The following is a 24,774-nucleotide window of genomic DNA, read 5'->3' on the forward strand; positions in this document are numbered from 1 at the left end:
TAGGAGGTCCTCAATGCAACCCAGTTTCAATGGCTGGCCTTGGATTGGCAACCAGGCTGTGGCGACCAGCACAGAGATATGGCGCCGCAGTCAGTCCCGAGGGCAGTGGCGTGCCGCCCCAAAAGGGCGTGCCTGCATAATAGCGGTTTGCCGCCGTGTTCCTGACGCGAAGCTCGATTGCAACCTCGCCCTGCACGACGGGTAGCGCGAAGCGCGCGTCTCCCGCGACATGCCGGCCTATAAACGCGCCGTCGAGCCAAAGCTCCGCCGTTTCATGCAGGCCTGGCAGCAGCAGATGCCAGACGAGACCGTCGGCGAGGTCAGGCAGATTTGCTTGCCGGCGGTAGATCCCGGTGCCGGCGAAAGTGGCATGGCCTTGCACCTCCCATCCGCGATCGACGGCCACCGGACTGGGTTCGCCACCGTCGATCTCCAGCGTCCAGCCATCGGCAAGGACGATCGGCGCCGGCGCATTGGCAAGCGTGGCGGCGTGACGCCGGCCGGCATCGACCGGCTGATATGATGCCTGGTCGCCATTCCGGATCGACAGGCACACCAGGCGCTGGGCACCAACATCAAGGGTCAGCGTTCCGTCGATCATCGCGTATGGCATGGCGGCTACTTCGCCCGTCTCGGAATTCCAGAACGAGATTTCCGGCGCCGGCTCGGCGAATCGGATGTTAAGACGCTGCGCGATCGCCTGATCGTTGAAAGCCGCCAGCCGCCAACTGTCGCCGCACCGCGAAACCGAACTCCAGGAAGGGCCGTCTTCGAAGCTGATGTCAGGCAGCGCGCGCGGTTCGGCCGCGACAAGGCGCGCAATGTCTAGCTGTGCCGCATCCGGCAGATGCACGACACGCCCGCACGCCGCGGCAAAGCTGGTCAACAGCGCGGACGGCTCGTCTCCCTTGGTTCTGGTCTTGTGCGGCAGCGGGCCTGTCGCCAGCAGCCGGCCGCCGTTTCGCACGAAAGCGGCGATGATCTCGGCCGTGTCAATCGAGGCGAATGTCGTCACCGCAGGCAGCACCAGCGTCTCATAGCGCGGCTCTGCACAGAGCACCGTGTCAAGCAAGCGCTCGTCCACAATGTCATAGCCGAGCCCCGCGCGGGCCAGCGCTTCCGCCCACCAGCCGAAATGGTCCCCACAGGCCGGTGCCATCGCCTCTGCACGGATCGTCTCGAGCGGATAAAGAAGCGCCACTGGCCGCAGCGGTTCGCCATCCTCCAGAAAAGCCGAGAGCCGCGCCAGTTCCGCGAAGATCGCAGGGCAGTCCTCCCACCACGGCTCGAAGTTGAAAGCTGGCGGAAAATCGAAACGTGCGCTGAGCAGCCCGTCGCCCTTGTCGCCATCGGTGACGTTACAGGCGTGCAGCAGGATCTGCCGCGCGCCGAACAGGAGATGGCGGATCGCTTGCGCGCGTAAGCGCTCGGCTGTCAGACCCCATTGGCCGGCAAGGCCCGGCGCGCCGGTTTCCCGCCCGGTCGAATATTGCTCGATCATGCAGCGCCGGCGGCCATGCGCCCGCGCTACGCTGTCGCCGAGCTTGGCGGAAAGCTGCGGCGCATAGTCGGCGGCGTCGACCGCCGTTGCGCTGCGATAGGCGTCGACGCCGAAATAGTCGACGCCCGGCATGCTGCGCGGATCGAAGCCGGTGAGGCCGGCATGCAGCCCCCAGGCGCCAACATGGGTCAGAAGTTCGTGTCCGGTAAAATCGACGCCGCGCTCGGTGGCCCAGCGCGATAGAGTTCCGAAGAAGGCTTCATGCATGCGTCGGCTATAGGCTTCGAAAAAGCCGGCCCGCAGCGCGGCCGTGCGCGGACCGACATCGCGCAGCAGCGACAGCATTTGCATTGGGTCGGCCGGGTCGGCAGCGTCCCAGAGCAGGCTGTTGCCGAGATTGCCATGGTGCTCATCCCAGACGTGGAACCCGGCATAGGGGTGGTCGAAGAAGAAGCCGTCCGCCGCGCCACCTGCGGCGTCCAGCAGCGGCGCATAGACGGTTTCGGCGAACCGTTGCGCCGCTTCCGGCAGGAGATAATTGATGAGCCGGGAGGTCAGGCACCGCGCCGATGCAAAGACGGTAACCGCGCTGCCAGCCGGAACGGCGCCATCATGCTCGATCACGATGCGGCACGCGGCATCACCGGTTTCCTCGATCGTCATCGTACCCATCACTGGCCGGACGGGGCTTTCGGCCGCAATTGCCGTCTGGTCGTCCGGGTGCGAGACAGCGAGCACCACCTGCCAGTCGCCCCAGCGCGGCACGCCGTCTTCGTAGCACCAGGTGCGGCCGGCCTCGCCGAGGAAATCGAGGAACGGCGAGTGGATGTTTGAAATCGTGAGTTCGGTACGCGCCCCCTTCACCACCCCACGCGTCCAGAACAGATGGCGCTCGCGCAGATGATCCGCGCCATTGACGGTGCGTCCTCCGCCATGGCCGGACATCCAGCCATACTCGTCATAGATGGTGACCCTGAGGCCCAGCCGCTGCGCCTCGGTGGTCGCGCGCCAATACGCGTCCAGATATGCAGGCGACATGTAGGATTCGAGCGCAAGCGCGCGGCGCGCCTGGATCATCACCGTGCCGACGCCTTTTTCGCGCATATCCGCCAACTGCCGGCGAATCTCCGATACGTTCGGAATGCGGTGCCAGAACCAGAAGACAGCCGGCCAAAAATTCGGCCCCGGCTTGCGGAACCATTCGAGCCCATCAAGCAATTTGCCGCTCACGGCGTCGGCGTGAGGTGGAAGTCAAGCCGCGCGCCGGCCCCTGCCCCCGAGATATCCACGACGCGGCATCCGTCGTCCGGCACCGTCGCGATCTCCTGCCCATCGAGGCGCGCTGATACCAGGCGCGCGGCCATGTCCGGCCCGAGCCGGAAGCTTGCACTGCCCGAGCAGCCCTCCGGGAAACGGACTGACAGCAGCCCTCTTTCCACGACGATCTGGCTGATGCGGCCTCTGTAGTCGGTGGAAAACAGCACAGCGCCTCGAGCCGAGAGAGTGAGCGTCCCCGCTTCGACAGTGACAACGACATCACCGGCGGGGCTCGATACGGGACCCAGCCGCACGGTTTCGCCGCTGTTTGCCAACTCCCATCCGTGCCACGGGCCGATGTCCATGACCTGGCTGACTCCGAGCAGCGGCAGCATGGCGCCCCAAGTGTAGAAGGGATCGGCATCGCCTTGATCGACGATCTCGCCGGTCTCGGCATTGTAGTTCTCACCGCAAAGCCGCGCGGTCGTCCAGGACTGCTCGAACATAGCCAGGCTTTTGCGAGCAAGTTCGGCCGCCTCCGGCTCGAATCCATAACGGCGCAGGCCTTGCCAGACGAAATAATTGACATTCGCCCAGATGCGCCCGCGCCAATAGACGTTTTCCTTGTAGGCGGGATCGTTGCGCGACGCATTGGGCAGAACGAACTGGCCGCCGAATGTAGCGGGATCGGCGAGATGCTCAAGAAGCCGGGCTGCCTGCGCCTCGCTGGCTGCACCGCACAACAGCGGATAGAAGGTTGTCGGGCCGACGCTGGAGACGAAACCGCCATGGCGCTGCCGGTTGGCGAACAGCCCGCGCGCCTCGTCCCACAATTCGGTCCGGATTTTGTCGCGCGTATCCTGCGCGAGAGCCTCGAACCTTGCGGCATCGTCGACGTGGCCGAGCTCGCGGGCGATCTTTCCCAGCATTTCGGTGTCGAGCGCCAGCGCGCAGTTGAGCCCGACGTCAAACGTCGACAGGGAGCGTGTGGCGGGATCGTAGACCGCCTCATCATGCGTCGCGGAATTGTCCATGCCGGTTTCGTTGCGCGCGCCGAAAGCTGTGCCTTTGTAGAGGGCGTCGCCGACGTCCGAGGTGCCACAGGAAACCAGCCCGCGCCCGTCCGGATCGCGGCTGGCTCGCCACCACCGGTTGTTCCGCAGCAATGGGCCGTAGGCGTTTTCGAGTAAGGACCGGTTGCGGCTGCGCAGATACATCGTCCACGCGATAAAGGCACCATGCGGCGCCTGGCTACGGTCGACCCAGGAATCGCGCGATGTCAGCAGGCAGGCGAAATTGCCCTGCGGGGTCGCGCTGGCCATAGCGACGTCGAAATTTTCACTCGCAAGAGATGGATCGAAAAGACCCGCCATCAGCGCCGCGAAGGTCTGGTCGTTGAACCAGACGGCGAAGCCACCGAGATTCCAGATTCGGCTGATCGCGGTGTAAGGTCGGGCGTTGATGCGGTCATAAAGCGTGTTCCAGCCGATCACGTCGCGCACCGCGTCGAGCGCGCCCTCGTTGCGCCCGGTGTGAAGCGGCGCGGCGGGTGCTGCGTCCACCACCAGCGCTCTCTTCGCCGTCTTCACCGCAAGCACGCGGCTGTCAGCCACCGCCGCGGCAAACCGGGCCTCCGGCATCATTTCGAGGTTGAAGCGCAGCGCGATGATTTTTGCCGAATTCGAACGGCTCGAGAGATCGAAATAGCCGTTGGCGTCCATGTCGGCGACCAGGGCTTCGATGCTTTCGTGACCGGTCACCTGTACCGGTGCGTCGCGCGAAACCAGCGACACGTATCGCTGTCCGACGGCCAGGGTCGCGGCGCCTTCTTCATGGCTGTAGGTGACCTCTTCCCCACCCTCCGCCGACAGGCAAAGCACGACCCAGTAGCGCAGACCCCACTCCTGCTTTTCACGCACCGACCAGCGGCCTTCGATGCAGAAGGGATCGCGTTTTGCGTAGGAGAACTCGAGCCGCGTGCCGCCATGCGTTGTCTCGAAATCGACGACCTCGCCATGCAGGCCGTGGCGTCCGAAGCGAATTTCGGCAGGCGGGCGGATGGTTGTCGCCTTGCGCGCGGAAGACGAGAACAGCACTGGCGTGATGCGTGCGCCGAGCGGCAAAAACACCATCTCTCCCGGCCGTTCCGACCATGTGTTCCAGGCGCTTTCGGCGGGCAAATTGACGTTTTTGAGCATGGGATATTTCCGGTGGATCGATGATGGGCGGAGCGGGCGGCGGCGGTCGAATTAGAGATCACTTGACAATTAAGCCATCTCGAAGTTTGTTTGTACACTAACAAAAATGGGAGAAGAACATGCAACAGACACGACGCAGTTTTCTGACAATCATGGGCGCTGCCGCAGCGGCCGGTTTGGCTGGGCCAAGGCTGGCACGGGCCGCGACCAGCATAACGGTTCTGAACTGGCAGGGCTACGGCACCGACGAGGCGTGGGCGGTGAAAGCCTTCACCGAGAAGACCGGAATCCAGGTGGTGCACGACTATTTCAGCTCGGAACCGGAAATGCTGACCAAGCTGAGAACCAATCCCGGCGTCTACGACGTTGTGCTGATCAATAGCGCCCGCGTGTCGCAAGCCGTTGCCGACAGTCTGGTCGTTGCGGCCGACTTCAGCAAAGTGCCGAATGCCGCCGGGCTTTCGCCGGATCTGGTCAACAGCGCGAATCGCAACATCGACGGCACAGGCTACGGCGTTCCGTGGGTCTGGGGCATGACAGCCATGGCAGCTCGCGAAGGTGGAACGATCCCGGACAGCTATGCGGCATTGGGCGACCCGGCCAATGTCGGGCGCGTTGCGCTGTCTGACGATGCCGTGACCATGGTGGCGCTTGTCGCGCTGCTGACCGGCCAGGACATGAACAAGCCGACCGATCTGGCCGCCATCACCGACAAGCTCAAGAGCTTCAAACCCAACGTCAAATTGATGTGGTCGAGCGAAGATCAGTGGAATAAATCGTTTGCCGCCAAAGAGTTCGACCTGTCCGTCTACTGGTCAGGGTCCTCGGCGCGGTCGAAACACATCTCCAAGCTTCCTGTCCAGTTCGTCGTTCCGAAGGAGGGTGCGCTTGTTTGGATGGATACGCTGAACGTCGTGTCCGGCAGCGTAAATCCGGATGCGGCCCTGGCCTTCATCAACTACATGATCGATCCTGAGTTCTATGTGGAATGGGCGACCAAGGTGGGTGCTCCGGCCTCGGCGAACACCGCTGCCATGGACAAGCTGCCGGCCGACGACCTGACCCGCTTGACCCACGATCCCAAGTACCTGAAGACGTCGACAATCCAGGCGGCCCTCACCGACGAACAGCGCGAGGCGTTCAACAATCTCTGGCAAGAGGTCAAGGCATTCTATGCCGCTTGATCCGGCCAACTCCACCCAACTGCGCGAGCCTGGCGGCTCGCGCAAGCCGTTGCCGCCATGGGCGTCGACGGCTGCGTTGTTGGTGCCGACCTATGGCTGGCTGACGCTGGCGGTGTTCCTGCCGCTCTGCACCATGTTTGCGTTCAGTTTCCTGACCGCAACGCCGATGGGCAAAGCCCCGATCGTCTTCACATTCAAGCAATACCGGGCCTTTATCGATCAACCCTATTTGCTCGGCGTTGCCTGGCAATCCCTGCTGATGGGCTTCTGGACGACGTTTTTCTGCGCGGTGCTTGGCTTCTTTGCTGCCCTGGCGCTGGTCCGCGCCACCGAGGGCAAGGTGCGCGAGACGCTGCTGATCCTGGTGCTGCTGCCGTTCTGGACGAACGGTCTCGTGCGCGTGTTCTCCTGGACCATGGTGCTGCGCGAAGGCGGCTTTCTCGACTATGCGATCCATTCGGTCTGGCCCGGCGCCGGGTCGGTCGGATTCCTCTACACGCGGCAAGCTGTGGTGGTCGGCCTGGTGCACGGCTACCTGCCCTACATGATCCTGACCTGTTACATCGCGCTGGTCACGATCGACAACACCATCGTCGAAGCCGCCAGCAGCCTTGGCGCGCGCTGGTGGACGATCCTCTGGAAGATTCTGTTGCCGATGGCCGCGCCCGGCCTGATCTCCGGATCGGTCCTGATCTTCGTGCCGGTAATCGGCTCGTTCATGGAACCGAGAATCCTCGGTGGCCGCGTCGGCGTGACAATGGGCACGGTGATCGAGGATCAGTTCACGCAGGCCTTCAACTGGCCGCTCGGCGCCGCCCTGTCCTTCACCATGCTTGCCGTCGTCCTCGGTATCTTCGCCACCTTCTCCGGCGTGCTGCGCCGTGGCACGGCCTTGTGAGGATGCCAAGATGAAGATCGCCGCCCGCTTCTACATCGCCGCCATCCTCGCCTTCCTCTATCTGCCGATCCTGGTGATGATGGCGATGGGGTTCAACGAATCCCCGCTCTACGAACTGCCTTTCAGCTTCTCGACGCGCTGGTATCAGGCGCTTGCCGGCAACGCTCCGCTCGTCAATTCCGGCATCAACAGCATCTGGATCGCAGTCGCCACGTCGATCATCGCCACGGTGCTCGGCACCATGGCGTCCGTCGCGCTGTCGCGCAGAACCTTTCGCGGCAAGACGCTGCTTCAGCTGATGCTCCTGCCACCGATCGCCATTCCCTGGCTGATCACCGGGACGGCGATGCTGGTGTTCTTCTTCTACAGCGGCATCGGCCGGGGTCTGCATGCACTCCTGATCGGCCATGTCGCACTCGCCATCCCCTATGTGGTGCTGGTCGTCGGCACGGGTTTCCAGACCGTGCGCGCCGATCTCGAGGAGGCAGCGATGAGCCTCGGTTCGACGCCGGTACACGCCTTTTTCTCGATCACCTTGCCGCTGCTCTATCCGAGCATCCTTGGCGCGGCGCTGTTTGCCTTCGCCGTCTCGCTCGACCAGTTCGTCATTTCGTACTTTTTGGCCACGCCCGGATTCTCGACCCTGCCGGTGCAGATCTATTCGGCAATTCGCAAGGGTTTCACCCCGGAGATCAACGCCATCTCGACCATCCTTTTGGTCGGTTCGATGGCGGTCATCGTGATCTTCGCCCTGTTCGCAAAGCCGGGAGGCGTCAGTGACAAACGTTGAAGTCCGTTCGATCGCCAAGAGCTATGGCTCGGTTCCCGTCCTCACGGACATTTCGACGGACTTCACGCAAGGGTCGTTCACCAGCCTGCTAGGACCGTCCGGGTCGGGGAAAACCACGCTGCTGCGCATCATCGCCGGGTTCATCATCCCGGACCAGGGCAATGTCGCGATCGGCGGAAACGATGTCACGCGTACACCGGTCTGGGCGCGCAACATCGGCATGGTGTTCCAGTCCTACGCGCTGTTCCCGCACATGACGGTGAACGAAAACGTCGCGTTCGGGCTCGCCCGCCGCGGCATCAAGGGCGAGGAGTCGCGCAAGCAGGTCGAGCGCGCGCTCGAGCTTGTGCGCCTGCCAGGTTTCGGCGACCGCAAACCCAAGCAATTGTCCGGCGGCCAGCAGCAGCGTGTCGCGCTGGCCAGGGCGATCGTCACCAAGCCGAGCGTGCTTCTGCTGGATGAGCCGCTTTCCGCGCTCGACCGCCGGTTGCGCCAGGAGATGCAGGTGGAACTGATCCGCATCCAGAAGGAAAGCGGCCTGACCACCATCTTTGTGACACACGATCAGGAAGAGGCGCTGACACTATCGGACAAGGTGGCGATCCTGGATCGCGGCCGCATCGTGCAGATCGGCGCTCCGACGGAGGTCTACGAGCGCCCCAAGACCCGCTTCGCGGCGGAATTTCTGGGCGACACGAATTTCCTCACCGGCACGGTCGTTGCAGGCGGCATCAGGCTTGCCAACGGATCGACCGTGGCCGTCGACGCACCGCTGCCCGCCGCGGGAAGCGAGGCAACCGTCGCGGTGCGGCCGGAAAAGATTGTCATCAGGGACGTGGCACGTGGTGGCAAAGACACCGACCGCAGCAACCGCGTCAGCGCTACGATATCGTCATCGGTCTATGCGGGAACGGCACTGACCTACGAGGCGGCCTTCGACGGGCTCAGCTTCAAGATCTTCGCCCAGAACAGCGATGCAAGGCCGCACTCGGTTGGTGACGTTGTGGAACTGACATGGTCGCCTTTGCACACTGTTCCGCTGGAGGCGGCGGCATGACCGAAACAGCTGTACGCATCGGCCCCAATGCCGTTCATCTGTGCATCGACATGCAGCGCCTGTTCGCTGAAAAAACCGAATGGCATACACCGACGCTGGCCGACATCGTGCCCAACATCGCCAAGATCATCGAGGCCAAGCCGGGCCGCACGATCTTCGCGCGCTTTACAGTGCCTGAAACGCCCGACGCGGCCGACGGCAACTGGCAGAGCTACTACCAACACTGGTCGGGAATAGTGCAAGCATCGTCGAGCGACCCCGGCCTGGTCGACGTGATCGAGCCACTTGCCGCGTTGGCGCGCGAGGCAGAAACCCTGGACAAGCCGACCTATTCAATGTTCGGCGTCAGCGGGCTGGCGGACCGGCTCACCGCCCGCAACGTCGATACGCTGGTCATCACCGGCGTGGAGACAGATGTGTGCGTGCTCGCGACGGTCTTCGACGCCATCGACAGAGGGTACAGGATAGTCGTGGTGAAGGATGCGGTGACCAGTGGGTCGCTGGAATCCCACAAGGCGACCTTGGACCTTCTGTTGCCGCGCATGCCGCAGCAGATCGCCCTTGCCAGCACCGCCACGCTGCTTGCGAACTGGACGGATTGACCACGGGACGGCGCCGATCAGAGCGACGGCGGGGGAACATCTCCCCCGCTGCGTTGGCTTATTGAGCCGAGACAGCTTCGGCCGCCTTCTCGATGATCTTGGCCACAGCCTTGGGCTGCGACACGTAGACCGCATGGCTGGCAGCGACCTCGGTGATTTGCGACTTGGCGCGCTCCGCCATCAATTTCTGGACGCGCGGGGGGATCATCTTGTCGTCGGTGGTCAACAGATACCAGGAAGGCTTTGTCCGCCAAGCCGGGTCGCTCACCTTGCCGCCCGCTCCTTCAAGGCCGAATGGTACCTGCGAGGCTTCCATGAACGCGGCGAGTTTGTTGCTGACATCCCCGGCGAAAGACGTGTGGAACTTCGCCTTGTCGAGGAACAGGAAGCCGTCCACGGGCGGCAGGATCGGCGGCACGGGGTCTGCTTTCTCGGGGTTGGCCAGCATGTCGATGATTGACTGACCCTTGTCCGGAGCGAAGGCCGCGATGTAGACGAGGCCGGCAACGTTGGCGTCTGTACCGGCTTCGCTGATAACCGCGCCGCCATAGCTGTGGCCGACCAACACGACCTTGCCACCCATGGCATCGATCGCACGGCGGGTGACGAGCGCGTCTTCCTTGAGAGATACGGTCGGGTTCTGGACGATGTTGACGGTGTAGCCATCCTTGGTCAGGATGTCGTAGACGCCCTTCCATCCCGAACCGTCAACGAAGCCGCCGTGCACAAGCACGATGTTCTTGACGCCGGTGGCGGTCTTGGCCAGGGCCGGAGGTGCGAAAGCCGTACCCATGCCGATGAGGATGGCTGCGGCGGTGAGTGCGATCTTGGTCATTTCAAGTACTCCTGCGTTCAGGGTCGGGTTGATGGTGTCAGGGGTTTCAGACGCTGCTTGGCGGCTGTCTCTGTGTTGCAGGAGGACTATGCGGCAGCGTTGGAAGGCGCGCTTTGAGGCGGCCTTCAGAGCGCGTTGCTTTTGCCTTGAGATCGCTTTGATTTTGCGTCCACGACGCATTTCGACGCTGAAAGCGTCTGCACCCGTATGACGCGCCGACGTGCGCTCGGACAAGGTTTGCCCTGGCGTTTGTCGATGATCTTCTGAATCCGGCCGACCGTTCTGGCTATGGAAGCCGGATCGTCAATTGCCGTATCGAATAGCGGAGACCCACCCCGCGCTTCCGCAAAACCTGAAAGAAAGCCGGCCCTCTTGATGAGAAGCCGGCCCGTCAACAGGTCGTCAGGACGAAGGCTTAGCCGATCAATAGTCCCAGAAGGCCGGCACCCAGCGAAATGCGTCACCGGCGACCGCCACCCGGCCAATGGACGGGAATGGCATATGAGTGGCTACCAGCAGCTCACCGGTCGCCGCCAGCTGCCGCAAAAGTCGGACCCGGACGCGGACCGCCTCCTCGGGATCGTGTTCGAAGCCATTGTGCCAGTCGGGATGGTCGAACCCGACCGGGAACACTATGTCGCCAGCGAACGTCAGCCCCTCATTGCCGGACAATACGCGAACCACGCTGTGCCCGGGGGTGTGGCCGCCAGTGCGACGGACGATCACGCCCGGCGTCACCTCATGCTCTTCCTCGAACGGACGCAGATGGCTACGGTAGTCGTTCAAGAACCGCTTGGCGGCCGATCGAAGTACATCCGGCACCGGCGACGGCATGGCGGTGTGGGAGAAATCCGGCTCTGCCCAGAAGTTGACCTCGGCGGCGGCCACATGGATTTGCAGGTCCGGACGCAGCCGGTCTTTTACGCCGTCGACGAGTAGCCCGCCAACGTGGTCCATGTGCATGTGGGTAAGCACCACGTCAGTCACGGACCCAAGATCGATACCGGCGGCTTCCAGTCGATGGACCAACTGCCCGGCCCGCGGAAAGCCCGGAAATTCCGTCCCTAGCCCAGCGTCGACCAGGATGGTCCGGCCGCCGCTACGCACCACGACGACGTTCAGCGCCCAGTCGAACGCATCCGGCCCCAGGAATATGTCCTTGAACCATGCCGCCCGAATGGCTGGCTCGACATTGGTGGACATCGTTTCGGTTGGCAGAGGCAGCACGCCGTCGCTGATGATCAGCACCTCGATGTCGCCGATCCGCAGCGCGTAGCGCGATGGAACCAGCTCGTCGGGCCTCGCCCTTTCGACAGGTGCGGTGTTGGTTGGGCTCATGTTTGTCTCCTGCTAGGTCGGCCCGGCCGATGATGACGACACGGTCAATTTCGCTATTAAGGATATTGCACATCCTTGTGGATATCAATTATCCTTAATTACCGAACTGTAAAGCCCTTCCGACATAAGGGAGAGACATAAGGCTTATGTCGAAAACAACAGGAATGGCGATGGACACCTCAAAGCGCTGGGGTCACTTTTATCAATAAAACCAATTGCTATGTGGCCCCGCAAGACGCAGCAGCGTCCCTTGTCGCCAATGCATGAAACGATGGCCATGACGAAGGCCTTGCCGGTCGCCAGCTGCCCTGCCCAATGGACTAGCCAGGAACGATGAGACTTGCACCACAACATCGGCTTGTCCAAGGTAGGAGCAACGACGGACCTAGCTGTCTTTGCTCGCCGATTTGACCGGAAGGTTACAGCACTATGCCACTCATGAATCGACGATTGGGAGCCAGGACTCTGGCGCGCCCGGCACGACGCCTCGGAGATCTGACGGCGATGTTTATCCTGATTGCCAGGCCGCTCGTCTTTGGGATCGCCCTTTTGTTGGCTGGTCAGGCACAGGCGCAGGCGCCGGCGACCGTCCCGCCTGAAAGGGTCAAACAGCTGTTCGAGCTTCTGGACGATCCCTCAGTGAAGGCCTGGGTGGCCGAACAACGAAATCAGGACGCCGGATCAACACCTGCCGAGACGGGAGCTTCGACGACCGACGCATCGCCCGACGCCGTGACCCCACCCGGCCAGATGAATACGATGGCATCCTCGACGCTCGATCGGATCAGGCATCATATCGAAAGGATCGTGCGGACTTTGCCCCTGCTGCCAGGCCAGTTCGCGCGCGTCCGGGCAGAAACCATGCAGGATATGTCCAGCAAGGGGCCCGTCAGCGTATTGATCCTGACTGCGATGTTCATCGCTGCCGGACTGGCGCTCACTTGGGCAACGTACAAAGTCACCCGCCCATTTCGTCTTTGGGTTATTGCGCAACCGAAGGATACGCCCATCGGGCGAGCCAAGAAGATCGGTGGCCGCGCACTTTATTCCAGCATGCTGATCGTCTCGTTCGCATTGGGCAGCGCCGGCGCGTTCATGTTGTTCGACTGGCCAATGCTTATCCGCGAGATTGTACTGACATTTCTGATGGCGGCAGTCCTTACATGGGCTGTGCGCCTGTACGTGATGGCCACGTTCGTCCCCTCCTTCATGAACGTCGAGAACGCCGTCGAAGTTCGTGCCTTGCCGATCACCAACGAGACGGCTGACCATTGGGCCTATTGGCTACCCAGGATAGTTGGGGTCTTCGCCTTCTTCGGCGCGGCGTTCATCCTCTTGCCGGGTCTCGGCATCGATCAGGACGGAATGATGGTCCTGTCACTGGGCGCCGATTTTGTGCTGCTGGTGCTCTTCCTGCTTGCCATCTGGCGCCGGCCAAGAACGCAGCGAGACGGTGCGCGCCATGGCGGTCACGCGGAAACGACATGGCTGTTGACTGCTTATTTCGTCGTTCTGTTCCTGGAGCGCATCGCGGGCCTTTATACCTATTTCTGGTTTACCTTCGCCGCATTCTTCCTGCCTTTGGCAATCGTGCTGACGCAGCGCGGGGTTAATTTCGTTCTTCGGCCGGGTTCGGAAGAAGCCGGCCGGCCGACGATCGCGGCGGTGACGATCGCCGTCATCGATCGCGCAATCCGAATGATTTTCATCCTGGCGGCGGCGTACTTTCTCGCGCGTGTCTGGGGTCTGAATATGCAATCCATGCACGACAGCGATACGACGACGATGTTCATATTGCGCGGGCTGATCAACGTCGTGGTCATTGCCCTGGCAGCCGATTTCGGCTGGTCGATCATCAAGGCTTTGATCGAACGAAAGCTGGGCATCGAACCACTGCACCCTGTGATCAGCGAGGAGGAGGTCCCGATCCTCGATCCGCAGCAGGCGCGGCTGCACACGCTGTTGCCGATCCTCCAAAACATTCTGCTCGCATCGATCATCGTGATGGCGGTGCTGATGATGCTCGCATCGCTGGGGATCCAGATCGGCCCGCTGATCGCCGGCGCTGGCGTTGTCGGCGTTGCGGTGGGCTTTGGTGCACAGACCATCGTCAAGGACATCATTTCGGGCGTGTTTTTTCTGCTCGATGATGCGTTTCGTGTCGGCGAATATATTTCCTCGGGCAACTACAAGGGTACCGTGGAAAGCTTTTCTCTGCGCTCGGTGAAGCTGCGCCACCATCGTGGTCCGTTGTTCACGATACCGTTCGGTGAACTCGGGGCAGTCCAGAACCAGAGCCGTGACTGGGTTATCGACAAATTCAACATCACCGTCGGCTATGACACCGATATCGACTTCGCCCGCAAGCTGATCAAGCGAATCGGCCTCGAACTGGCGGAAGATCCCGAGTTCAAGAACTGGGTGCTCGACCCGATCAAGATGCAGGGCGTACAGGAGTTCGGCGAGTACGGCATCGTATTGAGGGTCAAGGCCATGACCAGACCCGGAGGCGCTTTCGGCATGAAACGCAAATTCTATGTACGGCTGCGTCAGGTCTTCAAGGAGCAGGGCATCGAACTGCCATTCCCAACCGTCCACGTCCAGGGGCTGCAGAACCCACATGAGGCAGAGAATGCGCCTCTGGAGATCACGCCCGAGTTGCAAATGGCCGTCGCGCAGTCGCACACCAATCGGCGCAGGAAAAAAGCCAGCACAACGGAATAGGAAAGCGGTGACACCTGCCGGTCACAGCACGGCATTCCGCCCGGGCGCCGTCAGTTCCAAGGGTCGCAGACGATGAAACACCCGCACGCGGTAGGCGGCGCTTAACCGGAGTGTCGTTCCTGCTTGAAGGTCATCGGAACCAAGTTTAAGCTCCCATGCCGACAGCAGCTGCCAACCAGGCGTAGCCGGTATCCGCGGAGAAATATGCACCCAGAAATAGTCGGTCTGTTTGGGAAGATTGCTCGTAAGACAGTTTCACAACCCTTTTCGTGGACCTCCCCGTTTGCCATGTTCGAGCGTGGGCAGGTCGCGTGTGAAAACCCCAGCCGGGCATTTTTATGTGCTATTTTTGCTACATTTCGTAACTTTATCGCTCGAGTCCGCCGTTTTAGCGGCCACTAAATTGTAAATTTGTAGACAATCATGCTTGGGTTACGGCGCTTGGAATGAAGGTGCAGGGGGAACGTTGGGGTGGGTCAAATGAATTCGACAACTATGTCGGCCATATGCAAGCGGCTTGGCCTGCTGACAACGGTTGCCATATTGAGCTGCGGGAATGCTCACGCGCTCACTCTTAAAGAGGCGATGGCGGTCGCGGTGGAGTCCAATCCCGAGATTGGCCAGGCTATCGAAAACCGCGAAGCAATCGAATTCGAGCTGCGCCAGGCAAAGGGGCTTTATCTTCCCAGCGTTGACCTGGAAGCGTCAGCGGGGGCTCGCCGCCTCGACAACCCGGACAGGCGCTCGCTTTCCATCGAGAACGACACGCTCTATCCAGCTGAAACCGACCTCACGGTCACGCAGACGCTCTACGACAGCGGTGCAAGGCGCGCCGAACTGAACCGCCAGGCCTCGCGCGTCGACGGCGCCTCGTTCCGGGTTCTGGAACGGTCCGAATTCATCGGGCTCTCGGTTGTCCAGGATTACCTCGAAGCCATGTTGCAGGCCTCGATTGTTGTCGAAGCAAAGAAGAACCTCGGATTCCATCAGGGAATTCTCGGCGACATCCGGCAAGGCATTGCCGGCGGCGCGCTGAACGAGGCCGATCGGCAGCAGGCTGAGGAGCGGCTGTTCGCCGCCAAGGCCCGTATGCAGGAAGCCACAGAGGAACTAGAGGCCGCGAAGATCCGGTTCTTCAAGACTGTCGGAAAGCCGCTGACCAGCGCCTCGAGGCCGGGCGATGTGTCCGCCGCGCTGCCGAGATCGCTTGATGAAGCAATCGGGCTGGCACGACAGAACAATCCGCGCGTGCATATGGCCAACAGTGATATCGACGCCGCAGCTTCCCTCGTGGATGCCGCACGGGCAAAATTCGGGCCCTCGATCACCGCCGAAGGTGTCGCCCGGGCAGGATCCGACATTGATGGCAGTGATGGCGACACGAACGACCTTCAGGCAAGGGTCGTGCTGCGCTGGAACCTTTATCGCGGCGGCATCGACAAGGCCAACGAGCAGGAACAAGTCCGCCGCGCCAGCGAGCAGCGCCTTGTCCTGCACCAGGTCCTGCGTGAGATCGAAGAAGCCGTCCGCACGTCATGGGATCGACGCTTCCGGCAGGCCGACCTGGCCAAGACGCTGAAGCTTCAGGCAGCCGCCAACGAAAAGTTGGTGGCGTCCTATCGCGAGCAGTTCAAGGTCGGACAGCGCTCGCTGCTCGACGTGCTTGACGCACAGAACACGCGGTTCAACACAGCGACGCTTGCCGACACCGCGTCCTACGCGTCGCTTTTTGCCCAGTACCGGCTGCTGGCGGCAACCGGACAGTTGCTGAAGACCATGGACCTTCAGCCGGCCAAACAGGCAACCGCCTACGCCAAGGCCGAGTTCAATGCACCGGAAACGGCCGACACCGAAACCTATGCACGCACGCCGTCGGAGCAAAAGAACGATCTGCCTTTCGATATCCTCGCGCCGGTAAGGAAAAAGTAGTAAGGCCAAGGTCTAACGATAGTCCTGCGGGCGGATCGTGAACCCACAACCTAAAATCCTGTCGCCAAAGGAGGCCTTCAAGGCCTGCTTTTCGGCTGTTGCCGGCTACCTCGGCAGGCCGAGTGCCGAGACCGTGCTGTTTGCCGGCGTGCCGCTGTCGGATACCCGTATCGATATCGACGCCATTCGGCATCTTGCCGAACGCGTCGGTCTTGAAATCACCGAGTTCAGCCATCGCGACTTTCTTCGCGGACGCATCGACCTCCCCGCCATCCTGTTTCGCGTCAGCCAATTGCCGGTTGCGTTGCTTGCCGAGACCGAGGACGGTGGATATACCACCGCTCCCCAGGAGGACGGTCGCACAACCATCAGCAAATCCGAACTTGCCGGAAGCTATATAAGCGGCGGCGTTTCCTTCTCGATAACCTATGCCAACGCGGTCGAGGGGATGAGCGTCGGCTCGGCGGCCAAGATTGAGCGGCGACATTGGCTGACCGGAACAATGGGGCCATTCTGGCGCACCTATTCGAAGGTCATCCTGTCAGCGGTATTCATCAATCTGTTGGCCCTTGCGTCGCCAATCTTCACCATGAATGTCTACGACAGGATCTTGCCGAACAAGGCGATATCGACGCTTTGGGTGCTGTCGATCGGGATCGGCGCGGTCATTCTGTTCGACCTGCTTTTGAAGACCGCGAGAGCGTCGCTGATCGACTATGCCGGTCGCAAGGCCGATCTTCGCATCTCCTACATGCTGTTCGAGAAGGTGCTGAACTCGTCCTTGTCGGCACGGCCCAGCTCAACCGGCGAATATGCAAATCGGGTGACGCAGTACGAGTTCGTGCGCGAGTTTTTCACGTCGAACACCATCAGCGTCTTCATCGACACAGCATTCGTCTTCGTCTTTCTTCTTGTCATCTATGCGATAGGCGGCTGGCTGGTCATCATACCGGCCATTGCCTTTGTCGCCTCCGTGATCGTCGGGCTGATCACGCAACGGCGTATCGGCAAACGCGTTGCCGCGTCCATGAACGAGGCTTCGCAACGCCAGGCTCTGTTGGTCGAATCCATCTCCACGCTGGAAACGATCAAATCGTTGCGGGCAGAGGCGTATCTTCTGCGAAAATGGGCAGAGCATTCCAAGAATGCATCAAACACCTCCGAGAAGATCAAGCAGCTTTCGGCTGCCGCCGGCAACATAACGCAGGCCATCCAGCAGCTGGTGACCGTCGCCCTGATCGTGGCCGGCGCCTATGCCTTTTCGGAAGGGCATGTCTCGACCGGCGCCATCATCGGCACGGTCATGCTGGCGGGGCGGGCGGTGGCTCCGCTTGGGCAGATCGCTATCACCTTGTCCAGACTTCGTCAGGCAATGCTCTCCTTGCGAATTGTCAACTCGATCATGGCGCAGCCGGAGGATCGGCCGGACACGGTTGGTTTCGTCAACCGCCCCATTCGCAATGGCGCGATGGCGTTCAGGAATGTCGGCTTTGTCTATCCGGGTTCCGAAAACGAAGTTCTGACCGGCGTGAATTTCTCGGTGAAGCCCGGTGAGCGGATCGGCATCATCGGCCGCATAGGCTCGGGAAAGACAACCATGGGGCGGCTGATCGGCAGGCTCTTCCTGCCGACCTCCGGCGAGCTGTTGCTGGACGGAATCGACATCCGCCAATACCACCCATCGGAGGTTCGTGCCGCGGTCGGTATCGTCGCCCAGGCCAACGATCTGTTTTCGGGCACCATCAAGGAAAATCTCCTGATGGCGTGTCCGGAGGCGACCGATGAACAGATCGTCGAAGCGGCCAAGGCCGCCGGCGTCGACGATTTCGTCTCCCGCCATCCGCGCGGCTACGACATGAATGTCGGCGAGCGCGGCACCAATCTCTCGGGCGGCCAGAGGCAGACAATGGCAATTGCCCGCCTGTTGCTGACCAAACCGAAAATCGTCTTCCTGGACGAGCCGTCCGGCTCGATGGATCTGGCTTCCGAGCGCCAGCTGATCAAGCAGCTCAAGGTGGCCTTCGATCGCGGCACGACGCTGATCGTTTCGACGCACCGCTTCAGCATGCTCGAGCTGGCCGACCGGCTGATTGTCATCGAGCAGGGCAAGATCGTTGCCGATGGACCGAAAGACCAGGTAATACAGGCGCTGCAGAGAACGAGCGCCTGACAGAAACAGACTTGTTGAGTGCATTCAATACGTTGGGGCATGGGAAATGCTTGCCAGGGAAGACCGGCCGCCGCTTTTCGCGTCGGCGTCGATATTCATCATCGGAGCGCTTTTTGCGAGTTCGGTCGCCTGGGCGTCCTTTGCCGAGGTCGATGAAATCGCACGCGGCGACGGCAAGATCATACCGGCGTCGAAAACCCAGATCATCCAGGCCAGCGAGCCTGGCGTTGTTCAGGAAATCGCTGTGACGATCGGACAGATCGTCAAGAAGAACGACCTCATCATTCGCCTCGACAACACCTTCAACACCTCCAGCCTTGGCGAGCAGCAGGCCAAGGCGCGTGCGCTGCAGACGCGCATTGCACGGCTCAAGTTCGAACAGACCGGCACTCTCGAGGGCGCGTTTCCCTGCCCGTCGGAGATCCAGAAGGTGGCGCCGGAAATCTGCGACAACGAACAGAAGCTGCTCATCGCACGCCGCGACAACTTCGAAGTCAAGCTATCGGTTCTCAAGTCGCGCCTCGATCAGCGCGAGAAGGAACTGGACGAGGCCAACGCCAATGCCGATCGCCTCACCAAGAATCTGGTCGTCAGCGACCAGGAGGCGAAGCTGGTCGAAGCGATGGTCAAGAAAGGCCTGATGGCGCGAACCGAGCAGCTCCGCGTCGAGCGCGAGCAGACCGAACTCAATGGCCAACTGGCACTCGCCGGAGAAACCATCAAAAAAGCCAAGTCGGCCATCACGGAAGCCCAGCTTCAGGTCAATGAACTCGGCCTGGAACTGCAACAGGAAGCGCTCAGCGATCTCACGCAGGCGCTGGCCGACCTCTCGGTGGTGGATGAGACGATTCGCGGCGCCACCGACAAGGTGGCGCGAACCGACATCCGTTCGCCCGTCGACGGTATCGTCAACACGCTCGACATCAACACGGTCGGCGCTTTCGTCCAGCCCGGCGCGGTCGTCGCGGGTATCGTGCCGACCTCCGAGACCCTGCTGGTCGAAGCACGTGTTTCACCGCGAGACGTCGCCTTCATCCGGCCGGGGCAGGATGCCCTGATCAAGGTGACTGCGTATGACTTCTCGATCTTCGGCGGCATCGAAGGCAAGGTCTCGAACATCACTGCCGACAGCCTGGTCGACCAGAAGACCGGCGAACCTTACTATCAGGTTCGCGTTGCCACCGACAAATCGACGCTGACACGCGACGGCAAGACCTATTCGATCATCCCCGGCATGATCTGTTCGGTCGACATCAAGACCGGACGCAAGACGATCCTCACCTACCTGATGAAGCCGATCAACAAGGCGCGTGAGGAGGCGATGAGTGAGCGGTAGCGCCGTCTCCCTTCCTGCCGATCGCGACCGGCTGCTGCCACCGCTGGCGGCAGAGGATTTCGGACTGGAGTTCCGGGTTGTGGCGCGTGGCGGCACGCGCCGCGGCATTCGTCTGGAGCGGGCGTTCTGGACCTCGCTGAAGCAAATGGCTGAAAGCCGCAAATGCACGATCGGCATGCTGATCGAAGAGATCGCCGAGAGCCACGCCAACACTGGAAACCTGACATCGGCAATCCGCGTAGCCTGTATGCGTGGACTGGCCGACCAGAACCTCACCTTGCAGAGGCTGGCGTCGATCAAGACCATCAACGCCATACTGGTCGCCTGCCCCTCGCCGGCCTTTGCCCTGTCATCGTCGAAGAAGATCCTGACCTTCAATGCGCCGTTCCAGCAACTGGTGCGGCGTCAATTGCCGGTGGCGTCGAACGAGGACACGCGCCCCGACCTCAAGCTGGCGCTGGACCTCAACGTCGCCGACATATTCGCCAGGCTCGAGGCCAATGGCGAGACGCCGGTCGCCACCGGTTTCGTCATCGGTGCCGGCGACCGCCGCTACCGGGGTCAACTGAATGCGGTGCGGGCGCCGGTGGTCGAGCCGGAACTGCTGATGGCGTTCGTGTTCGGCGGCTAGAGCAATTCCAGGAAAAGTGTGAAACGGTTTTCCCGGGAAAAGCGCGTAGCGCTTTCCCTAGGGAATTGCGTCAAAGCAAGGAGATAGAGCGGTTCGCCGTTTACGTGAAACGGTGAACTGCTCTAGGGCGCCCAAGACACCCTGATGGCATACTTACTGCTGCAGGCCTTCGCCCGGCGCGACCGTCGAAAGGCCGCCCTTGATATCGGCTATTTGCGCAGAGCCGGTCTTTGCGCCATGGATCCACGCGCGGTCGGTGCTGAACGAATACAGCGGCACGTAGCTCGGCAGATCGCTGTCGCGCGAAACGACGTTGCTCAGGCTGTCGAGAATGAAGACGCCGCTGCCGGTGCTGACCGACAGCACGGCATGAAAGAAACCGCGCTTGCGATCCTGCAAGACAACCAGCGACATGCTCTGAGCCGGGATGCCTGCATGCAGCAGCGCGGCCATCTTGAGGATGGCAAAATCCTCGCAGTCCCCTGCCCGCCGCTCGAGGATTTCCGAAGGCTTGGCCCAGTAGTCGAGCTTGCCGTAAACTACGCTGTCCTTCTTGTAGGCGATCGCGCGATTAATACTTGAGTTGACGAAAGACAGCTTGTCGATGAAACCCATGTCCCCGGCCGCCTTGACGATCCCGGCAAAGGTGTTGTTTTTGCGCTCGCATGCACTGCTCGCGGTGCACTCGACAATTGCCTTGTAGACAGGCGCCCAGCGCGCCGAGACCGGGAAATTGCGCATCGACAGGGCAACCGAACCGAACACGCCGGGAATGATCGCCGCGGTCTGGATCGGGTCGATCCCGGCGTCGTCCTGCGCAATTGAAGGACCACGCTTTTCATAAACGGTAACGGGACCATAGCTGTCGAAAATCATGCCGATCCTGTAGGCTGAAACGGGCTGCCAGGCTTGCGGTCGAGCCAGCGAAACGCCGCCGAGATTGGGCGGGGTCTCGACCCTCGCCAGCATTCCAGCGACAGCGCCGGCATCAACTGCAACAGTGCCTGCGGAGGATGGCTGCGGCAGGCTTGCCATGCCCATCGCCAGCAGGAGTAGCTTGAGCCCGGTTATCCCCGCGGCAGATTTTTCTTTTTTCATAACGCCCACCTTTGACTGTGGACGCTATCAATCTTGTCTCAACTTACTGGAAAGGAAGGTGGATAAGTTTCCGGCAAACAGGAACATCTATTTTGCATAAAATTTTATTCAATTTTATACTTTTGTCTACCGGCCCATCCTGACTGAAGGGTGTAAAACGGAACACGGCCCAACCAACGTATACCAGGTTATATGTTTTGGATTTACCACGTGCAAAAAATGCTGAGACAAGCATATCGGAATATATGAAAGCAATTGCGGCATAGTTGCAAAGCAGGAGCCGTCACTGTCTCTTTCCGGGAAATACCGGAGGGGTTTGGTTATGACGAACAGTAACGAATTGGACGCCGTCTCGAATTCTTGGGACCAGCATTCTCCCGATGAACATGGCGGCTCACCGTCGCAGGCAGGGACACAGGTAGCGCAGGCCGCTCAGGCGGCGCCTGCCGAGCCCGTACCGGTCGATGTCGGCAGCGGCGCGCCCGTCAAACAAGATGCACCCGCGGAGGCGAAGGCCCCGGCGACAGCTGCGCCCCACGAATACGTGGCCGACGCCAGCAATGTGGTAAAGCTTCCGGCCAACGTCTCGATCGACAACATCAAGGTCGACGGCCACAACCTCGTGCTCGAACAGGCCGATGGCTCGGTGATCGTGATCAAGGATGGCGCGCTCAACGTGCCGACCTTCATCATCGGTGACGTCGAGGTGCCGCGCGTTGCCTTGCTGGCAGCGCTTGAAGCAAGCCACGTCGATGTCGCCTTTGGTGCGGATGGCTCGATATCGGCCGGCCCGGGCGGTGCGAACCCAAGCGCGGGCGCAGACTTCTCGGTTCCCCCCGGTGGCATCGGCGACGGATTTGACCTGTCGGCACTGTTGCCCCCGACGGCTCTGCAATTTGGGCTTCTGGATCGCCGCGAACTGTTTCCATCTGTCGTCGACAGGCAGGTTTCAGTGACGGCCACGTCCTTGCTCACCCCAGACCAGGCTGCCAGCGAAACCGGTCTTGACGGCGGTCCGGCCCAATCACCCGGCAGCGACGCGCCAAGCAACTCTGAAACCTCCGGCATCGGAACGATCAGCATCGACGCGCCGGATGGCATCGGGTCGATCGTCATCAACGGCGTCACCGTCATCGGCGTCGGCCAGCAGATTCCGGGCGATTTCGGCTACCTGACGATCGTCTCCTACAATCCGAGCACAGGTGCTATCGAATACAATTATACGGTGACCGAATCGGTCACTCATCCCCTTCAGGGGGACGGGTTCAATCCCAACGACACGGTTCCGGACAATTTCAGCATCACAGTTACTGATGTCGACGGCGATTCGGCCAGCACCACCTTTGCCGTCGCCATCGTCGACGACGTGCCGACGGCGATTGCCGACACGGACAGCGTCGCCGCCGGCCAGTCTGGCCCCGCGACGGGCAATGTGCTTGTCGGCGGTACGGACGCGGTCGACGCGAACACCACGGACGGCGTTGCCGACACCAAGGGCGCCGACGGCGCGACAGTAGTTGGCGTCCAGGCTGGTAACACCAATGCCGCTGTCGACAATGCAGCCACGCTCGGCGTCGAAATCCAGGGCACCTACGGCAAGCTGACGCTGGCCGCCGATGGCACCTACAGCTACGTTCGCGATGCCGGCTCGGCCGGCGGCGTCAGCGACGTCTTCACCTACACCATCAAGGATGGCGACGGCGACACCTCGCACACCACGCTGACCATCTCGATCGGCGATTCGACGCCGACCGACAGCATCCCGGCGCCAGGCCTTGCCTCGACCACCGTCTACGAGGCCGGCTTGCCGGCGCGCGGCGGCGAGCCGGCAGGCTCCAACGAGCCTTCGACTTCGGAGACCACCTCGGGCACCATCGGCTTCGCCTCGCCCGACGGCCTGACCGTGGTCTCGCTCGGCGGCCACGTGCTGACCAGCGTGCCGACGGCCTATGCCGACGGCACCACCGGCACGCTGACGGCAAGCTATGTCTACGATGCAACGACCGGCGTCGGCACCATCAGCTACTCCTACACCCTCATCGACAACACGCTGACCGATCCGTCCAGCACCAGCTTCGCGGTCGTCGTCACCGACGCCGACGGCGACAGCGCACCGGCCGGCAGCCTGGTCATCACCATCGTCGACGACGTGCCGACCGCAAATCTCGACACCAACAGCATTGCATCGGGCCAGTTCGGTCCGGTGACCGGCCAGGTACTGACCAACGACGTTTTCGGCGCCGACGGCGCCACCACGACCGCACCGGCGGGCGGTGTCGTTGGCGTGGCGGCCGGGACCACGGCCGGCGGCGAAGACGCCAATGTCGGCACCCAGATTCAGGGCACCTACGGCAAGCTGACGCTCAATGCCGACGGCTCCTACTCCTATACGCGTGATGCCGGCTCGCAAGGTGGCCATGACGACGTCTTCACCTACACCATCAAGGATGGCGACGGCGACACCTCGCACACCACGCTGACCATCTCGATCGGCGATTCGACGCCGACCGACAGCATCCCGGCGCCAGGCCTTGCCTCGACCACCGTCTACGAGGCCGCCTTGCCGGCGCGCGGCGGCGAGCCCGAGGGCTCGAACGAGCCTTCGACTTCGGAGACCACCTCGGGCACGATTGGCTTCACCTCGCCCGACGGCCTGACCGTGGTCTCGCTCGGCGGCCATGTGCTGACCAGCGTGCCGACGGCCTATGCCGACGGCACCACCGGCACACTGACGGCAAGCTATGTCTACGATGCAACGACCGGCGTCGGCACCATCAGCTACTCCTACACCCTCATCGACAACACGCTGACCGATCCGTCCAGCACCAGCTTCGCGGTCGTCGTCACCGACGCCGACGGCGACAGCGCACCGGCCGGCAGCCTGGTCATCACCATCGTCGACGACGTGCCGACCGCAAACCTCGACAGCAACAGCGTTGCCGAGGGCGGCATCGTGACAGGCAACGTGCTGACCAATGACGTGGCCGGCGCCGACGGCTTTGCGGCGGGCGGCGGGGTTGTCGGCGTGGCCGCCGGCAGCAACACCGCAGTGCCGGTGAGCGGCGGGCTTGGCGGAGCGGGCATTGCCGGCAGCTTCGGCACGCTGACGCTGAACGCCAACGGCACCTACAGCTATGACGGCCTGCCCAACGTGGTTCCGCCGGCAGGCGCGACGGACACCTTCGTCTACACCATCATGGATGGCGACGGCGACCTGTCGACGACG

General features: G+C 61.8%; 16 protein-coding genes. 11 read left to right on the forward strand and 5 right to left on the reverse strand.

The window, feature by feature from the left end:
- Nucleotides 1-10 precede the first annotated feature (10 nt).
- The gene (locus AC1D1B_RS29920) at nucleotides 11-2,731 is read right to left on the reverse strand and encodes a glycosyl hydrolase (protein ID WP_477336965.1); all 2,721 of its coding nucleotides are present in this window, start codon (nucleotides 2,729-2,731) and stop codon (nucleotides 11-13) included.
- Entirely contained in the window at nucleotides 2,728-4,956 is a 2,229-nt protein-coding gene (locus tag AC1D1B_RS29925; RefSeq protein WP_477336967.1) for an MGH1-like glycoside hydrolase domain-containing protein, read from the reverse strand. The genes AC1D1B_RS29920 and AC1D1B_RS29925 overlap by 4 nt, the downstream gene beginning before the upstream one ends.
- A gap of 152 nt (nucleotides 4,957-5,108) precedes the next feature.
- On the opposite strand from AC1D1B_RS29925, the gene AC1D1B_RS29930 reads away from it, so the two are divergent.
- From AC1D1B_RS29930 to AC1D1B_RS29950, 5 genes are read left to right on the forward strand one after another with little or no spacing between them, the layout of a single operon-like run.
- Nucleotides 5,109-6,140 (forward strand): ABC transporter substrate-binding protein, encoded by a 1,032-nt coding sequence (locus AC1D1B_RS29930; RefSeq protein WP_477336994.1) that lies wholly within the window; start codon nucleotides 5,109-5,111, stop codon nucleotides 6,138-6,140.
- On the forward strand, nucleotides 6,130-7,038 hold the full coding sequence (locus AC1D1B_RS29935) for an ABC transporter permease (RefSeq protein ID WP_181061073.1): 909 nt from the start codon (nucleotides 6,130-6,132) through the stop codon (nucleotides 7,036-7,038). Before AC1D1B_RS29930 ends, AC1D1B_RS29935 begins: the two co-directional genes overlap by 11 nt.
- Nucleotides 7,039-7,048: 10 nt before the next feature.
- Nucleotides 7,049-7,828: an ABC transporter permease gene (locus tag AC1D1B_RS29940; protein ID WP_181061074.1), complete on the forward strand. Its 780-nt coding sequence runs from the start codon at nucleotides 7,049-7,051 to the stop codon at nucleotides 7,826-7,828.
- Nucleotides 7,815-8,885, forward strand: coding sequence for an ABC transporter ATP-binding protein (locus tag AC1D1B_RS29945; protein ID WP_477336970.1), 1,071 nt, complete (start codon nucleotides 7,815-7,817; stop codon nucleotides 8,883-8,885). Before AC1D1B_RS29940 ends, AC1D1B_RS29945 begins: the two co-directional genes overlap by 14 nt.
- Entirely contained in the window at nucleotides 8,882-9,487 is a 606-nt protein-coding gene (locus AC1D1B_RS29950) for a cysteine hydrolase family protein (protein WP_477336972.1), read from the forward strand. The genes AC1D1B_RS29945 and AC1D1B_RS29950 overlap by 4 nt, the downstream gene beginning before the upstream one ends.
- A 58-nt stretch (nucleotides 9,488-9,545) precedes the next feature.
- Here AC1D1B_RS29950 and AC1D1B_RS29955 read toward each other — a convergent pair whose 3' ends face one another.
- Together AC1D1B_RS29955 and AC1D1B_RS29960 are read right to left on the reverse strand one after the other, a co-directional pair.
- Nucleotides 9,546-10,280 (reverse strand): alpha/beta hydrolase, encoded by a 735-nt coding sequence (locus AC1D1B_RS29955; RefSeq protein ID WP_477336996.1) that lies wholly within the window; start codon nucleotides 10,278-10,280, stop codon nucleotides 9,546-9,548.
- Between the two features lie 465 nt (nucleotides 10,281-10,745).
- Complete coding sequence (locus AC1D1B_RS29960) at nucleotides 10,746-11,660, reverse strand: MBL fold metallo-hydrolase (protein WP_477336974.1); 915 nt, start codon at nucleotides 11,658-11,660, stop codon at nucleotides 10,746-10,748.
- Nucleotides 11,661-12,164: 504 nt separating this feature from the next.
- Here AC1D1B_RS29960 and AC1D1B_RS29965 point away from each other — a divergent pair.
- The 5 genes from AC1D1B_RS29965 to AC1D1B_RS29985 all read left to right on the forward strand — a co-directional run bounded on the left by AC1D1B_RS29965 (nucleotide 12,165) and on the right by AC1D1B_RS29985 (nucleotide 20,450).
- Entirely contained in the window at nucleotides 12,165-14,384 is a 2,220-nt protein-coding gene (locus AC1D1B_RS29965) for a mechanosensitive ion channel family protein (RefSeq protein ID WP_477336976.1), read from the forward strand.
- A gap of 480 nt (nucleotides 14,385-14,864) precedes the next feature.
- Nucleotides 14,865-16,313 carry a TolC family protein gene (locus AC1D1B_RS29970; protein ID WP_181061079.1) on the forward strand — a complete coding sequence of 483 codons (1,449 nt, stop codon included), beginning with the start codon at nucleotides 14,865-14,867 and terminating at the stop codon, nucleotides 16,311-16,313.
- Between the two features lie 37 nt (nucleotides 16,314-16,350).
- Nucleotides 16,351-18,483, forward strand: a complete 2,133-nt coding sequence (locus tag AC1D1B_RS29975) for a type I secretion system permease/ATPase (RefSeq protein WP_477336978.1) — start codon at nucleotides 16,351-16,353, stop codon at nucleotides 18,481-18,483.
- 46 nt (nucleotides 18,484-18,529) lie between these two features.
- Nucleotides 18,530-19,819: an HlyD family type I secretion periplasmic adaptor subunit gene (locus tag AC1D1B_RS29980; protein WP_477336980.1), complete on the forward strand. Its 1,290-nt coding sequence runs from the start codon at nucleotides 18,530-18,532 to the stop codon at nucleotides 19,817-19,819.
- Nucleotides 19,809-20,450, forward strand: coding sequence for a ribbon-helix-helix domain-containing protein (locus AC1D1B_RS29985; protein WP_477336982.1), 642 nt, complete (start codon nucleotides 19,809-19,811; stop codon nucleotides 20,448-20,450). The genes AC1D1B_RS29980 and AC1D1B_RS29985 overlap by 11 nt, the downstream gene beginning before the upstream one ends.
- Nucleotides 20,451-20,603: 153 nt before the next feature.
- Here the strand turns inward: AC1D1B_RS29985 and AC1D1B_RS29990 are convergent, their stop codons facing one another.
- Complete coding sequence (locus tag AC1D1B_RS29990; protein WP_477336984.1) at nucleotides 20,604-21,548, reverse strand: transglutaminase-like cysteine peptidase; 945 nt, start codon at nucleotides 21,546-21,548, stop codon at nucleotides 20,604-20,606.
- A 322-nt stretch (nucleotides 21,549-21,870) separates the two neighbouring features.
- Between AC1D1B_RS29990 and AC1D1B_RS29995 the strand changes: the two genes are divergently transcribed.
- On the forward strand, nucleotides 21,871-24,774 hold a 2,904-nt coding region (locus AC1D1B_RS29995; RefSeq protein ID WP_477336986.1), incomplete at its 3' end, for a beta strand repeat-containing protein.

The organism is Mesorhizobium sp. P2_C5_2 (genome assembly GCF_056404535.1).